General features: G+C 65.2%; 12 protein-coding genes. 9 read left to right on the top strand and 3 right to left on the bottom strand.

The window, feature by feature from the left end:
- Positions 1–116: 116 nt before the first annotated feature.
- From VME63_RS02865 to VME63_RS02855, 3 genes are all read left to right on the top strand, one after another.
- Positions 117–2,432: a FimV/HubP family polar landmark protein gene (locus tag VME63_RS02865; protein WP_325430046.1), complete on the top strand. Its 2,316-nt coding sequence runs from the start codon at positions 117–119 to the stop codon at positions 2,430–2,432.
- 136 nt (positions 2,433–2,568) lie between these two features.
- Positions 2,569–3,336 carry a tRNA pseudouridine(38-40) synthase TruA gene (gene truA, locus VME63_RS02860; RefSeq protein WP_325430044.1) on the top strand — a complete coding sequence of 256 codons (768 nt, stop codon included), beginning with the start codon at positions 2,569–2,571 and terminating at the stop codon, positions 3,334–3,336.
- Positions 3,333–3,950, top strand: coding sequence for a phosphoribosylanthranilate isomerase (locus VME63_RS02855; protein WP_325430042.1), 618 nt, complete (start codon positions 3,333–3,335; stop codon positions 3,948–3,950). The genes truA and VME63_RS02855 overlap by 4 nt, the downstream gene beginning before the upstream one ends.
- Here VME63_RS02855 and VME63_RS02850 read toward each other — a convergent pair.
- The gene (locus tag VME63_RS02850) at positions 3,947–4,837 is read right to left on the bottom strand and encodes a LysR family transcriptional regulator (RefSeq protein WP_325430041.1); all 891 of its coding nucleotides are present in this window, start codon (positions 4,835–4,837) and stop codon (positions 3,947–3,949) included. The two genes, VME63_RS02855 and VME63_RS02850, sit on opposite strands and share 4 nt — an antisense overlap.
- 131 nt (positions 4,838–4,968) lie before the next feature.
- Here VME63_RS02850 and trpB point away from each other — a divergent pair, with 131 nt between their 5' ends.
- The 3 genes from trpB to accD all read left to right on the top strand — a co-directional run bounded on the left by trpB (position 4,969) and on the right by accD (position 8,061).
- Entirely contained in the window at positions 4,969–6,180 is a 1,212-nt protein-coding gene (trpB, locus tag VME63_RS02845) for a tryptophan synthase subunit beta (protein WP_325430040.1), read from the top strand.
- On the top strand, positions 6,177–6,977 hold the full coding sequence (gene trpA, locus VME63_RS02840; protein ID WP_325430039.1) for a tryptophan synthase subunit alpha: 801 nt from the start codon (positions 6,177–6,179) through the stop codon (positions 6,975–6,977). The genes trpB and trpA overlap by 4 nt, the downstream gene beginning before the upstream one ends.
- Positions 6,978–7,191: 214 nt before the next feature.
- Positions 7,192–8,061, top strand: a complete 870-nt coding sequence (gene accD / locus VME63_RS02835; protein ID WP_325430038.1) for an acetyl-CoA carboxylase, carboxyltransferase subunit beta — start codon at positions 7,192–7,194, stop codon at positions 8,059–8,061.
- A 367-nt stretch (positions 8,062–8,428) separates the two neighbouring features.
- Here accD and VME63_RS02830 read toward each other — a convergent pair whose 3' ends face one another.
- Both VME63_RS02830 and VME63_RS02825 read right to left on the bottom strand, forming a co-directional pair.
- Positions 8,429–9,004: a phosphatase PAP2 family protein gene (locus tag VME63_RS02830; protein WP_325430037.1), complete on the bottom strand. Its 576-nt coding sequence runs from the start codon at positions 9,002–9,004 to the stop codon at positions 8,429–8,431.
- Positions 8,973–10,133, bottom strand: a complete 1,161-nt coding sequence (locus VME63_RS02825; protein ID WP_325430036.1) for a glycosyltransferase family 1 protein — start codon at positions 10,131–10,133, stop codon at positions 8,973–8,975. Before VME63_RS02825 ends, VME63_RS02830 begins: the two co-directional genes overlap by 32 nt.
- Positions 10,134–10,305: 172 nt before the next feature.
- Between VME63_RS02825 and VME63_RS02820 the strand changes: the two genes are divergently transcribed.
- The 3 genes from VME63_RS02820 (at position 10,306) to VME63_RS02810 (ending at position 12,641) form a co-directional block, all read left to right on the top strand.
- The gene (locus tag VME63_RS02820; protein ID WP_325430035.1) at positions 10,306–10,740 is read left to right on the top strand and encodes a DUF4399 domain-containing protein; all 435 of its coding nucleotides are present in this window, start codon (positions 10,306–10,308) and stop codon (positions 10,738–10,740) included.
- 93 nt (positions 10,741–10,833) lie between these two features.
- Complete coding sequence (gene gltX / locus VME63_RS02815; RefSeq protein WP_325430034.1) at positions 10,834–12,234, top strand: glutamate--tRNA ligase; 1,401 nt, start codon at positions 10,834–10,836, stop codon at positions 12,232–12,234.
- A 137-nt stretch (positions 12,235–12,371) separates the two neighbouring features.
- The gene (locus tag VME63_RS02810) at positions 12,372–12,641 is read left to right on the top strand and encodes a hypothetical protein (RefSeq protein WP_325430033.1); all 270 of its coding nucleotides are present in this window, start codon (positions 12,372–12,374) and stop codon (positions 12,639–12,641) included.

The raw sequence follows: 12,641 nt of genomic DNA, 5'->3' as shown, positions 1-12,641 counted from the left end.
CTTTGGCTATTGTTGATTGACGTTTATCTAACTAAAGTGACGCCTTCTAAGAGAAAGTCGCTGCAAGCTGCGGTGATTTTTAGGTAAAGCGTCCGGGTCGTTCGGGGGAGCACGCGATGAATCGTTCGTTGAAGCTGTCGATACTGATGGCGCTTGCGCTAGGCAGTACTCAGGCGGCAGCGGTGGAGTTTGGCCAGGCCCACGTGAAATCGGCGTTGGGCGAGCCGCTGGTGGTCGAGATTCCGGTCACGCAGGCCAGCCCCGCGGAACTGCAGAGCCTGAGCGCCCAGCTGGCCTCGAACGAAGAATTTGCCAAGATCGGCGGTGAACGGCCGACCGTCCCGCTTACCTTTGCCGTGGCCGACGTCCACGGCCACAAAGTCATCCGCATTACCAGCAGCGTGTCGGTAGACGACCCCTACCTGGACCTGCTGGTGCAGGTCACCAGCAGCACCGGCAGCAGCGTGCGCGAATTCCCGATCCTGCTCGATCCGCCGGGCAAGGTGGAGCAGGCCGCCGCCAGCAGTGCACCCACGCGCCGCCGCGCACCGGCCGGCGAAGCGTCCGCGCCGTCAGGCACCGCCCCCAGCGCACCGCGCCATGCCGAGTCCGCCGCATCGCCGCATGTGGCGGTCAGAAACGGCCAGTACACCGTGCAGCGCGGTCAGACGCTGTCGCATGTCGCCGTAGAAACGGCGCCGGCGGGCGTGGACAAGGACCAGATGATGCTGGCGCTCAAGGCCGCCAACCCGGATGCCTTCTACCGCGACAACATCAATGCGCTGAAGGCCGGCGCGGTGTTGCGCGTGCCTTCCCACGACGATGCGGTAGCCATTGCGGCCGCCGAAGCCGCGGCCACCGTGCGCCAGCAAGACAGCGATTGGCGCAACGGCAGCGTGGGCGCGGCCCCGGTTGCCGTCGCCGCTGGCGGCACCCGTTCCAATGCCTCGGTCGCGCCGACCGCCAGCAGTCATGCCGACCGGCTTGCGCTGGTCCCGGCGGGCGGCGAAGGGCAGTCCGCCGGTGGCGCCAACGGCAAGGGCGCCGGCAGCGCTGCCATTCGCCAGGAATTGCAGCGCAGCCAGGAAACCCTGTCTTCGCTGGAACAGCAGAGCAACGAGCTGAAGTCGCGCCTGAAGGATCTGGAAGACCTCAATACCAAGAACCAGCGCCTGTTGTCGCTCAAGGACGACGAGATCGCCGATCTGCAGAAAAAGCTGGCCGAGGCTCGCAAGTCGGCCGGTCTGCCGCCCGCTGCTGCGGCGGCACCGGCTGCGGCACCCGCACCGGCCAAGCCAGTGCAACCGGTGGCAGCGGCGTCCACGCACGCGGCGCCCGCGCCAACCCCCGCCCCGGCTTCGCTGGCCAATGCCAATCCGCCCGCAAGCGCGCCTGGTGCGGCTGCCTCGGCGGCACATCCGGCCGTGGTGACCACGCCACTTGGCGGTGCGCACGCGGCTCCTAAGCCGGCGAGCCGGCCGTTGCATCGCGTTGCGCCGCCGGCCGTTGAAGAAGAGCCCTGGTACACCCAGCCGTGGGCGCTCGGCGCCGGCGGCCTGGTGGTCGTGCTGGCCGTGGTCGGGTTGTTGCTGCGCCGTGGCAAGTCCGGTGCGAAACCCGCCAAAGCTCCGCTTGCGCCGCCCAAGGGTTCGCTGGCCGACCGTTTCGGTACCGCCGACGAAGATCACCCGGGCGGCCCCGATCCGGACCAGGACGAATTGCTCGACCAGCTGGCCGAACAGCCCGATGACATCGGCCTGCACCTGGAGCTGGTGAGCCTGTACTACACCCGCCGTGACGTGGAGCACTTCGAAGCCGCGGCCGAAGCCATGCACGCCCACATCACCGATCCCGACCAGCCGGAATGGCAGGACGTGATGCACATGGGCGAGGATCTGGCTCCGGGCCATCCTTTGTTCGCCCACGGCACCGGATCGTCGTCGGCGCACGAGGAGCAGGCGCCGCTGCATCACTTCGACCTGGACAGCTACGGCGCCAAGCCGGATGCCGACGCCACGGTAGTCAGAAACGTGCCGCCGCAGCCGTCCAAGGTCAGCGAATATCACTTCGACTTCGACCTGACGCCGCATCATGCCGACGCGCTGTCCCAGCCGGCGCCAACGACCGCCAAGCCCGAGGTTGAGCAGGAGCCGGTATCGACCTGGCACTTCGACGAGCCGGCCGAAACGGAGCAGGCACCGCATGCCGATCACGTCGGTGCCGCCGATCATGTGGAGCACGCCGGCCACGAAGCGGAAGCGGATTTCGGCGAGCTGCACGACGATCCCATCGACACCAAGCTCGACCTGGCCCGCGCCTACCTCGACATGGGCGATCCCGATGGCGCCCGCGCGATGCTCGATGAGGTCATGCAGGAAGGCAGCCAGATGCAAAAAGACGTGGCGAGAACGTTGATGGCCAAGATCCATTGACCGTCGCTTGTCCCTGATCGTCGCGCATCGGGCCGGCCATGCCGGCCCGATGCTTTTGCGGCGATGGATGCCGCGCGGGCACGGGATTTTCGCCCTCAGCTGTTACCCTTGCCGTCTCCTGGTTTTCTAGACACTCATGCGTATTGCTCTGGGCATCGAATACGACGGCACCGATTTCCTCGGCTGGCAGCGGCTCAGCCACGGGGCGAGCGTGCAGGCCAGCGTGGAGAAGGCGCTGTCGTTCGTTGCCGCCGAGCCGATCGAGGTGACTTGCGCCGGCCGTACCGATGCGGGCGTGCACGGGCGCTGCCAGGTGGTGCATTTCGACACCGGCGTGGAACGCGACATGCGCGGCTGGGTGCTTGGCGCGTCTTCGAACCTGCCCGCCAGCATTGCAGTGCTCTGGGCGCAACCCATGCCGGAGGACTTCCATGCGCGCTTCTGCGCGCGCAGCCGCCGCTATCGCTACACCATCCTCAATCGCGTCATTCGGCCCGCGCTCGATGCGCGCTTTGTTTCGTGGGAGCGCCATCCGCTGGATGCGGCGCACATGCACGAAGCGGCGCAGGCCCTGGTCGGCGAGCACGATTTCAGCGCTTTTCGCGCAGTATCGTGCCAGGCCGCACACGCGCGGCGCCTGGTTAAAATGATCCAGGTGTGCCGCCAAGACGCGAATGTGATCATCGAGATCGAAGCCAATGCGTTTTTGCATCACATGGTGCGCAATATCGTCGGCTCGTTGTTGCCGGTGGGCCGCGGCGAACAGCCGAAAGAATGGATCGCGCAACTGCTTGCCGGGCGCAATCGGGAAGTGGCGGGCCCGACTGCCGGTGCATCGGGCCTGACGTTCATCGGTCCGCGTTACGAACGACATTGGGGTCTACCACAGGAGGTGAGCGAATGACCCGGATCAAATGCTGCGGCATGACCCGCGTGGAAGACGCACGGCTTGCCGCGCAACTGGGCACCGATGCGATCGGCGTGGTGATGACCTCGCGCAGCAAGCGCCGGGTGTCGCTTGAGCATGCCAGGAGCATCGTCGATGCCATGCCACCGTTCGTCACGACCGTGGCGTTGTGCATGGACGATGACGCCGATTTCGTGCGCGCGGTGATCGAAACGGTGCGGCCGGCGATGCTGCAATTCCACGGCATGGAAAGCGACCCGTGGTGCGCACAGTTCGGACAGCCATACCTGAAGGCCATTGCGATGGGCGAGGGCGCCGCCGCGCTGGCGCAGTTGCGCGCCTTTCCGCGCGCGGCGGGCTTGTTGCTCGATGGCCATGGACTGGGCGAGGCCGGGGGCACCGGCAAAACCTTTGACTGGTCATTGATGCCGCGCGATCTCACCCAGCCGCTGATTCTGGCCGGCGGCCTGACACCGGCAAACGTGCAGATGGCCATACGCACCGCCAACCCTTGGGCGGTGGATGTATCCAGCGGCATCGAGTCGGCGCCGGGTATCAAGGATCCGGTCAAGCTGCGCGATTTCATCGCGGCCGTGCGCGCGGTGTCTTAAGACGGGTCCAGTTCGTCGCGCAGCCAGCTTGCCAGTGCGTCGATGCGGCTGTCGCTGCGGCGCATGGGCGTGGCGAGAATCCATGAGGCCGAGGTCTGGCAGAAACCCCATGGAGCGAGCAGGCGGCCGGCACGCAGATCGTCCCGCACCAACTGCTCCGGTGCGATACCGATGCCCAGCCCAGCCACGGTCGCCTCCAGCAGGTAAAACAGACGCGTGAAACCCTGCCCCTGACGCAGCGACGTTGCCGGCACGCCATTGGCCTGCGCCCAGTCGGGCCATGCCTGCGGGCGCGAGGTGGTGTGCAGCAGCGCTTCGCCGCACAACACCGACGCGTCGCGGTCGAGCAGGCGCGCGAGCCCCGCGTAGCGGGGGCTGACCACCGGTCCGATCCGCTCCGGTGCCAGCACATGCACCTGCCATGCCGATGGCCACGGTGGCGTGGCCAGCGCCAACGCCGCATCCGGTTGGGCGTGTTGGGGGCTGAGCGGATCTTCTTCCGGCGAAAGATGCAGCCGAAGCGTGGGCAGGTCGCGTTCGAGCCGGTCCAGGCGCGGAATCACCCAGCGTGCGAGCAGGCTGCTAGCGCAGCCGAGTACGAATGGCGACGTATCGCTCTGGCGGCGCAGTTCCGACCAGCCATCGCGCAATTGCTCAAAGGCGTTGGTGACACGATCACGCAATTGCTCGCCGATCGCAGTGAGCGCAATGCCGCGGCCTTGGCGAACCAGCAGCGGCTGCTCAAGCGCCTCTTCCAACACGCGCAGCTGCCGGCTGATCGCGCCATGAGTGACGTTCAGCTCCGCCGCCGCGCGGCTGACGCTGCCAAGCCGCGCGGTGGCTTCAAAGGCCCGCAGGGCATTCAGCGAGGGCAGTTCGCGGTGCATCAACTTGTGATTTTTCCTGACATGTTGCGGCGATCATATCGCTTTTTCATCAGCGCGATTCGGGGTATTTTGGGCATCCGGTGGCTGAGTGCCGCCCCACGCATCCGTGAATTGCACAGGATTTCTGACAGATGCCCACTATCCAGGATTACCAGGCCTGGCCCGATGCCCAAGGGCGTTTTGGCAACTTTGGCGGCCAGTACGTCGCCGAGACCTTGATGGCACCGCTGGCCGAACTCACCGAGGCCTACCTGCGCCTGCGTGAAGATCCCGATTTCCTCGCCGAACTCGATCGCGACCTGACCCACTACGTCGGACGCCCCAGCCCGATCTACCACGCACAGGGCCTGTCCCGGCACGTCGGCGGCGCGCGCATCCTGCTCAAGCGCGAGGATCTCAATCACACCGGCGCGCACAAGATCAACAATACCGTCGGCCAGGCCCTGGTGGCCAAGCGGATGGGCAAGCCGCGCATCATCGCCGAAACCGGCGCCGGCCAGCACGGCGTGGCCAGCGCCACCGTGGCCGCGCGTTTCGGACTCCAGTGCGTGGTCTACATGGGTGCCGTCGACATCGAGCGGCAGAAGATCAACGTGTACCGCATGAAACTGCTCGGCGCGCAGGTCGTGCCGGTGACTTCGGGTTCGAAGACGCTCAAGGACGCCTTGAACGAGGCCATGCGCGACTGGGTCACCAACGTCGCCGATACGTTCTACATCATCGGCACCGTCGCCGGTCCGCATCCGTATCCGATGATGGTGCGCGACTTCAATGCGATCGTCGGGCGCGAGGCGCGCCAGCAGGTGTTGTCGCAATATGGCCGCCTGCCGGACGTGCTTACCGCATGCGTGGGCGGTGGCTCCAACGCCATCGGCCTGTTCCACGCGTTCCTCAATGATCGCGACGTGCGCATCGTGGGCGCGGAAGCGGCGGGCGAGGGTATCGCCACGGGGCATCATGCGGCGTCGCTGGCGGCCGGCCGTCCTGGCGTGCTGCATGGCAATCGCACCTACGTGCTGTGCGACGACGATGGCCAGATCACCGAAACGCATTCGGTTTCCGCCGGTCTGGATTATCCCGGCGTCGGCCCGGAGCACGCCTTCCTCAAGGACACCGGGCGCGCCCACTATGTGGGCGTGACGGACGATGAGGCGCTGGAAGCCTTCCATCTGCTGGCGCGCACGGAAGGCATTCTTGCTGCACTGGAATCCAGCCATGCCGTTGCGCAGGCGATGAAGCTCGCGCGCGAATTGCCCAAGGACGGCATCGTGCTGTGCAACCTTTCCGGCCGCGGCGACAAGGACGTGCACACGATCGCCGCGCGCGAAGGAGTGCAGGTATGAATCGCATCGATCGACGTTTCGCCGCGTTGAAGGCCGCTGGCCGCACCGGTTTGATTCCGTTCGTGACCGCGGGCGATCCGGCCCCGCAACATACCGTCACGCTGATGCATGCGTTGGTGGCCGCCGGCGCGGATGTGATCGAGCTGGGCGTCCCGTTCTCCGATCCCATGGCCGATGGCCCGGTGATCCAGCACGCAAGCGAGCGCGCCATTGCCAAGGGTGTAGGCCTCGCATCGGTGCTTGACTGGGTGGCGAGTTTTCGCGAACGCGACCCGGACACCCCGGTGGTGCTGATGGGGTATCTCAATCCTGTCGAAATTCATGGCTACCGGCGTTTCTCCGACGAAGCGGTTGCCGCGGGCGTCGATGGCGTGTTGCTGGTGGATTGCCCGCTCGAAGAAGCCGCGGTGCTCGAGCCGTTGCGTGCGGCTGGATTGCGGCAGATTTTGCTGGCCGCGCCGACCACCGCACCCGCGCGTATGGCGCAATTATGCAAAGCCGCCGAAGGTTTCCTGTACTATGTATCGTTCGCCGGCATCACCGGAGCCGGACGCTTGAGTACGCAGGACATCGCCGCACGCGTGGCCGATATCCGGTCTCATGCGAATGCGCCGGTGGCCGTGGGCTTCGGCGTGAAGGATGCGTCCAGCGCCAAGGCAATTGCCGGTTTCGCCGACGCCGTCGTCATCGGCAGTGCGCTTGTGGAGCGGCTGGATGGCGCGACGGCGGCACAGGATATTGCGGAGCGCGTCGAGCATTTCCTCGGCCCGATCCGCAAGGCGCTGGATACGCCATGAAGTTCCTCTGGAGGAGGGGGAACGGGGCATGGGGCTGAAGGGCATGGGATGAACGCCCGCAAGAGTGCGGCGATGGAACGTATTCACGGTGGAGCGGTCATACCGATGACCGATTCGCGCACGCCGACCTGATGAACAGGGGCTGGTGCCGTGCGAAGTCACCCCCATGAAGTTCTGGTGATCCTTGGGTCACCGGATTCAGACTGAGGTTTTTATGAATTGGCTGCAGAAAATCATGGCGCCGCGCGCGCGGACGCCGGGCTCCCCGGGTGGCAAGGGCAAAGTACCCGAGGGCGTATGGGAAAAGTGTGCAGGTTGCGGTGCCGTGCTGTATCGGCCCGAGCTGGAACGCAACTTGATGGTATGTCCCAAGTGCAGCCATCACCATGCCATTGGTGCGCGCGAGCGCCTGCTGGCGTTTCTTGACCAAGGCAGCACGCAGGAACATTGGGCCGGCATGGAGCCCAACGATCCGCTGAAATTCCGCGATTCGAAGAAATACCGCGACCGCATCGTCGCCGCGCAAAAATCCACCGGCGAGAAAGACGCGCTGATCGCGATGAGCGGCAAGCTCAAAGACCAGCCGTTGATGGCCGTGGCGTTCGAGTTCTCCTACATGGGCGGCTCGATGGGTTCGGTGGTCGGCGAAAAGTTCACGCGCGCGGCGGAGCGCGCACTGGCCGAGCGCAGTGCGCTGGTGTGCTTTTCCGCCACCGGCGGTGCGCGCATGCAGGAGGCATTGTTCTCGTTGATGCAGATGGCCAAGACCTCGGCGGCGCTGGCGCGCCTGCGCGAGGCGGGCGTGCCTTACATCAGCGTGTTGACGCATCCCACCACCGGCGGCGTTTCCGCCAGCCTCGGCATGCTGGGCGACATCAACGTGGGCGAACCCAAAGCGCTGATCGGCTTCGCCGGTCCGCGCGTCATCGAGCAGACGGTGCGCGAAACCTTGCCCGAAGGTTTCCAGCGTTCGGAATTCTTGCTCGACCACGGCGCCATCGATATGATCGTCGACCGACGCCAGATGCGCGACAAACTGGCGGACGTGCTGGGCATCCTGCGCAAAGTGCCGCGCGCGGCATAAGCCCGGCCACAGACAAACCCGCAAACGGTGCCGCCTTCGGGCGGCATCGTCGTTTTTGCCCGCGGATATCTTGCGTGCGACTGTTTCGCCATGCCGTAGACAAAAGCCGGCCGGCGACAAGATGCGCAACGCAGTTTTCCACAGCATGTGTGGACGCTTTGCGGAAAACCCTGTGGAAAACTGCCGCGCGGTACTTGGCGATCAAGCACTTGCCACGGCATGCTGAAATATTGCGCAGAACACGCGCGCAGTTTTCCACAGCGATTGTGGAAAGTATCCGGTAGAGCCTGTGGATAGGTGCGCTATCTCGTTGAAGACAAAGCGCGTGACGACAGCGTGGCCAATGATTGATCAGCGCACCGGGCGATCAGGCCAGGAGCTGTGGCGCGGCGTGCACGATCCACAGCGACAGCGCACCCAAACCGCTGCCAACCAGAATCGCGGCGAGCACGTCGCTGGGATAATGCAGGCCCAGGATCACGCGCGACGCGGCCACCAGCGTGGTGAAGGTCAACAACAGCGGCGCAAGCAACGGGTACCACGCCAGCGCGACGATGGTGAAGCCCACTGCCTGCAAGGTGTGCCCCGAAGGAAAACTGAATTCGTCCAGCGGCGGCACGTGCGCGATCACGCCCGGACAGGTGCGGAACGGACGCGGGCGGCGCGTCCAGCGCTTGAGGATGCGATACAGCAGCAGCGCCACCAGGCCGGTAGCTGCCATATGCGCCGCCGCTTCCAGCCCGCGCCGGCCATCGATCAGCGCCAGCGCCAGCATCAATGCGTACCAGAAAATGCCGTCGCCCAATCGGCTGATGGCCCCGAAGAACACCCCTACGGCGTGCCGCGCGCCCCAGCGATTGGCGGCAATGCACATGCGCCGGTCGAACGCATGGCGCGGAAGCACGGCTTGGTCAGGCAGGTGCGATGGTGACATGGCGCTCATGCACGTTCTCCTCGACCAGTTCGCGAAGCAGGGTTTCGAATTCACGGATGACCGCATCGGGCGACAGCCGCGCAACGCTCTCCTGGGCGGCATGTCCCATCTGGCGGATCAGGCCGATGTCGCGGGCCAGCGTCACCGCCGCGGCGGTGAAGGCTTGCGCGTCGCCCGAAGCGATGCGATAGCCGTTGACGCCGTCGTTCAAATGTTCGCGCGCCGCGCCTTCTGCATAGGCCACCACCGGCAGGCCGGCGGCGAGTGCTTCCAGGATCACGTTGCCGAAGGTTTCGCTCAGGCTGGGAAACGGAAACATGTCCGCGCTGGCGTAGTGCACGGCCAGCGCTTCATCGCGCTTCATGCCGGCGAAGATGAAATCCGGATTGGCCTCCTGCAGTGCCGCGCGGGCCGGACCATCGCCTACCCACACGTAGCGCGCCTTGGGCGCGTGCTGTTGAATGGCGCGGAAGGTATCCACCGCCAGTTCGAGATTCTTCTCCGGTGCGATGCGCCCGACGTACAGCACCACTGGCGTATCCGCTTGCGCACCCCAGCTTTCGCGCAGCATGGGATCGCGCCAGGACGAGTTGAACAATTTGGTGTCCACCGCGCGGCGCAGCAAGCGTGCGTGATCGACGCCCATGGCAGTCAATTCCTGCGCCAACGCATCGGTGGGAACCAGCGTCACGTTGGCGCGCGAGTGGAAGCGGCGCAGGTAGTTATGCACAACGGGCGTCAGGAAACCCACGCCGTAGTGATCGGCATACGTATCGAAGCGCGTGTGGAATCCGGTGGCGACGGGAATGCCCAAGCGCACCGCCGTTTTTACCGCCGAACGACCCAGCGGACCTTCAGTGGCCACATAGATGGCATCGGGGCGCCGCTGCATCCAGCGCTTGCGCAGCGTGCGTGGCGCAGGCAGACCAAAGCGCAGGCCCGGGTAGCGGGGCAGTGCCGCGCCGCGCGTCTGAAGCGCGTCGATACCCGGTTCGTCGACATGGCCGATGGCCTGGCGGGGACGGATGAGATCGATCTGGTGGCCCTTGGAGGCCAGACCGCTCGCCAGGCCGTGCACGGTCAGTGCCACACCGTTGATCTCTGGCGGATACGTCTCGCTGATGATGCCGATACGCATGGCGCATCCTCGTCTTGTACGGCCATAGCTTGCGGCGGGGGCGTTGCTGCCGCGTGGCGGGTACGTGACAACGTGGTTACGCGTGTGACGAAATGGTGCACGTCATGCCGGCACGTGAACATCACGCTGCCGATGGGCTAGATTGAACACCCCTTGACCAGGAGAGGCCGCCATGAAACGTCTGCTGCTCGCACTAGCGCTGGCAACCGCTGCAGGTTCCATCCTTGCCGCCTATGCCACCGGCTTGCCGGTCACCAAAGCCCCCGCCGGCGCGCAGGTTTACATCATTTCCCCGCAAAACGGCGCGACGGTGCCGCAAAGCTTCACTGTGCGCTTTGGCCTCAAGGGCATGGGCGTGGCGCCGGCCGGCGTGGTGCATGAGAACACCGGCCATCATCATCTGCTGATCGACGTGAAGGAACTGCCGCCGGCCGGTCAGCCAATTCCCAAGGACGAGCAGCACCTGCATTTCGGCGGCGGCCAGACCGAGACCATCGTGAAGCTTTCGCCCGGCACGCACACGCTGCAACTGGAGCTGGGCGACTCCAACCACATTCCGTTCGACCCGCCGATCGTCTCCAAAGTGGTCACGGTCCACGTGAAGTGAGGCTGGGCTCGGCTTGCTTGGCCGGGCCGGGTGAGGGTGGCGCGGCGAGATCGGCTAAAATGCGCAGTTCCGTATCGCGCCACCCGTGAACCCATGACCGTCCGCACCCGCTTCGCCCCCAGCCCCACCGGTTTTCTGCACATCGGCGGCGCCCGTACCGCGCTGTATTGCTGGCTGGAGGCCCGCCGTCGCGGGGGCCAATTCCTGCTGCGCATCGAGGACACCGACCGTGAGCGTTCCACCGACGAGGCGGTGCGGGCCATCCTGGATGCCATGCAGTGGCTGGATCTGAACGCCGACGAGGCACCGATCTACCAGACGCATCGCTTGGATCGCTACCGCCAGGTCGCCCAGGAGCTGCTGGCCGCCGGCAAGGCGTATTACGCCTACGAGACCAAGGAAGACATCGAGGCGATGCGCGAAGCGGCCATGGCGCGCGGCGAGAAGCCCCGCTACAACGGCTATTACCGCGATCGCAACGAGCCTTGTCGCGACGACCCCAACCGCGTGATCCGCTTCAAGAACCCGCTGGAAGGTTCGGTGGTGTTCGAGGACAAGGTGAAGGGCCGGGTCGAGTGGTCCAACAGCGAACTGGACGATCTGGTGATCTTCCGCTCCGACGGCTGGCCGACCTACAACTTCGCGGTGGTGGTCGATGACATCGACATGGGCATCACCGAGGTGATCCGCGGCGACGACCACGTCAACAACACGCCGCGCCAGATCAACATCTATCACGCACTCGGCGCAAAAGTGCCGGAGTTCGCGCACCTGCCGATGATCCTGGACAAGGAAGGCAAGAAGCTTTCCAAGCGCACCAACTCGGTCAGCGTGATGGAGTACCGCGAGAACGGCTTTCTGCCGCATGCGATCCTCAACTATCTGGTGCGATTGGGCTGGTCGCATGGCGACCAGGAAATTTTCTCGCGCGAGGAAATGATCGCGCTGTTCGATGTCGGCGACGTCAACAAAGCCGCTTCGCGATTCGATACCGAAAAGCTGCAGTGGCTCAACCAGCATTACCTCAAGACCGACGATCCGCAGGCACTGGCGCCGGAATTTGCCTGGCACCTGGCCCGCGCCGGCATCGACGCCAGTTCGGGCCCGGCACCCGCCGACGTCATCGTGGCGCTGCGTGACCGCGTGCATACGCTCAAGGAAATGGCTGAGCGCGCCAAGATCTGGTACGGCCCGATTACCGAATGGGACGACAAGGCCGTTGCCAAGCATTTGAAGAGCGAGAGCGCCGTGCAGGTACTGCAGGCCGTGCGCGAACTGCTCGCCGGCTGTGAATGGAAGCCCGAGCCGATCCATCAGGTGATCGAGCAGGTGGCGGCCAGGCTTGAGCTGGGCATGGGCAAGATTGCGCAGCCGCTGCGCGTGGCGATGACGGGCACGCAAGTGTCGCCATCGATCGATCACACCCTTTACCTCACTGGGCGCGAGGTGGCGCTCAAGCGCATCGACGATGCGATCGCCAAGGCGCAGGCTTGATCGGCACACGCCACTGCCGGAGCAGTGCCGTGCATCACTTTGCCACGCCGATCGCGGCTGTAGTCTAGGGCCTGTGGCGTACAGGCCCTGGAAGCGTCATTGACCGGTGCGGCGTCCCGCCAGCCAACGAGGCACGAATGGAAGAACTGCTAGCCAAGGCGATGAAAGGCGTCGATCCCGATTCTCCCGGCGCGTTCTTCCATATCTTCCTCAACCTGATGAACATGGTGCCGTGGGCGGCATTGTTCTGGTGGAATGTGGCCTTCGTGGCCGTGGGCGCGCTGCTTGGCTGGTGGCGTGGCCGCGTGATGGCAGGTATCGTCTGGGCGCTGGTACTGGGGCCGATCGGCTGGATTATCGTGTTGCTGGCCCCCAGATCGGCCAGGCCGCCGCCGCTGCCGCGCTGA

The sequence above is a fragment of the Dyella sp. genome, assembly GCF_035503745.1.
Lineage (GTDB): Bacteria > Pseudomonadota > Gammaproteobacteria > Xanthomonadales > Rhodanobacteraceae > Dyella_B.
The sequence above is the reverse complement of the archived record's forward strand: the minus strand, read 5'-3'. Positions and strand labels throughout refer to the sequence as shown.

What these genes read in the sequence shown, in the direction of transcription:
- VME63_RS02865 (WP_325430046.1), top strand. Translation starts at nt 117, where the DNA reads ATGAATCGTTCGTTGAAGCTGTCGATACTGATGGCGCTTGCGCTAGGC.
- truA (WP_325430044.1), top strand. Translation starts at nt 2,569, where the DNA reads ATGCGTATTGCTCTGGGCATCGAATACGACGGCACCGATTTCCTCGGC.
- VME63_RS02855 (WP_325430042.1), top strand. Translation starts at nt 3,333, where the DNA reads ATGACCCGGATCAAATGCTGCGGCATGACCCGCGTGGAAGACGCACGG.
- VME63_RS02850 (WP_325430041.1), bottom strand. Translation starts at nt 4,837, where the DNA reads ATGCACCGCGAACTGCCCTCGCTGAATGCCCTGCGGGCCTTTGAAGCC.
- trpB (WP_325430040.1), top strand. Translation starts at nt 4,969, where the DNA reads ATGCCCACTATCCAGGATTACCAGGCCTGGCCCGATGCCCAAGGGCGT.
- trpA (WP_325430039.1), top strand. Translation starts at nt 6,177, where the DNA reads ATGAATCGCATCGATCGACGTTTCGCCGCGTTGAAGGCCGCTGGCCGC.
- accD (WP_325430038.1), top strand. Translation starts at nt 7,192, where the DNA reads ATGAATTGGCTGCAGAAAATCATGGCGCCGCGCGCGCGGACGCCGGGC.
- VME63_RS02830 (WP_325430037.1), bottom strand. Translation starts at nt 9,004, where the DNA reads ATGAGCGCCATGTCACCATCGCACCTGCCTGACCAAGCCGTGCTTCCG.
- VME63_RS02825 (WP_325430036.1), bottom strand. Translation starts at nt 10,133, where the DNA reads ATGCGTATCGGCATCATCAGCGAGACGTATCCGCCAGAGATCAACGGT.
- VME63_RS02820 (WP_325430035.1), top strand. Translation starts at nt 10,306, where the DNA reads ATGAAACGTCTGCTGCTCGCACTAGCGCTGGCAACCGCTGCAGGTTCC.
- gltX (WP_325430034.1), top strand. Translation starts at nt 10,834, where the DNA reads ATGACCGTCCGCACCCGCTTCGCCCCCAGCCCCACCGGTTTTCTGCAC.
- VME63_RS02810 (WP_325430033.1), top strand. Translation starts at nt 12,372, where the DNA reads ATGGAAGAACTGCTAGCCAAGGCGATGAAAGGCGTCGATCCCGATTCT.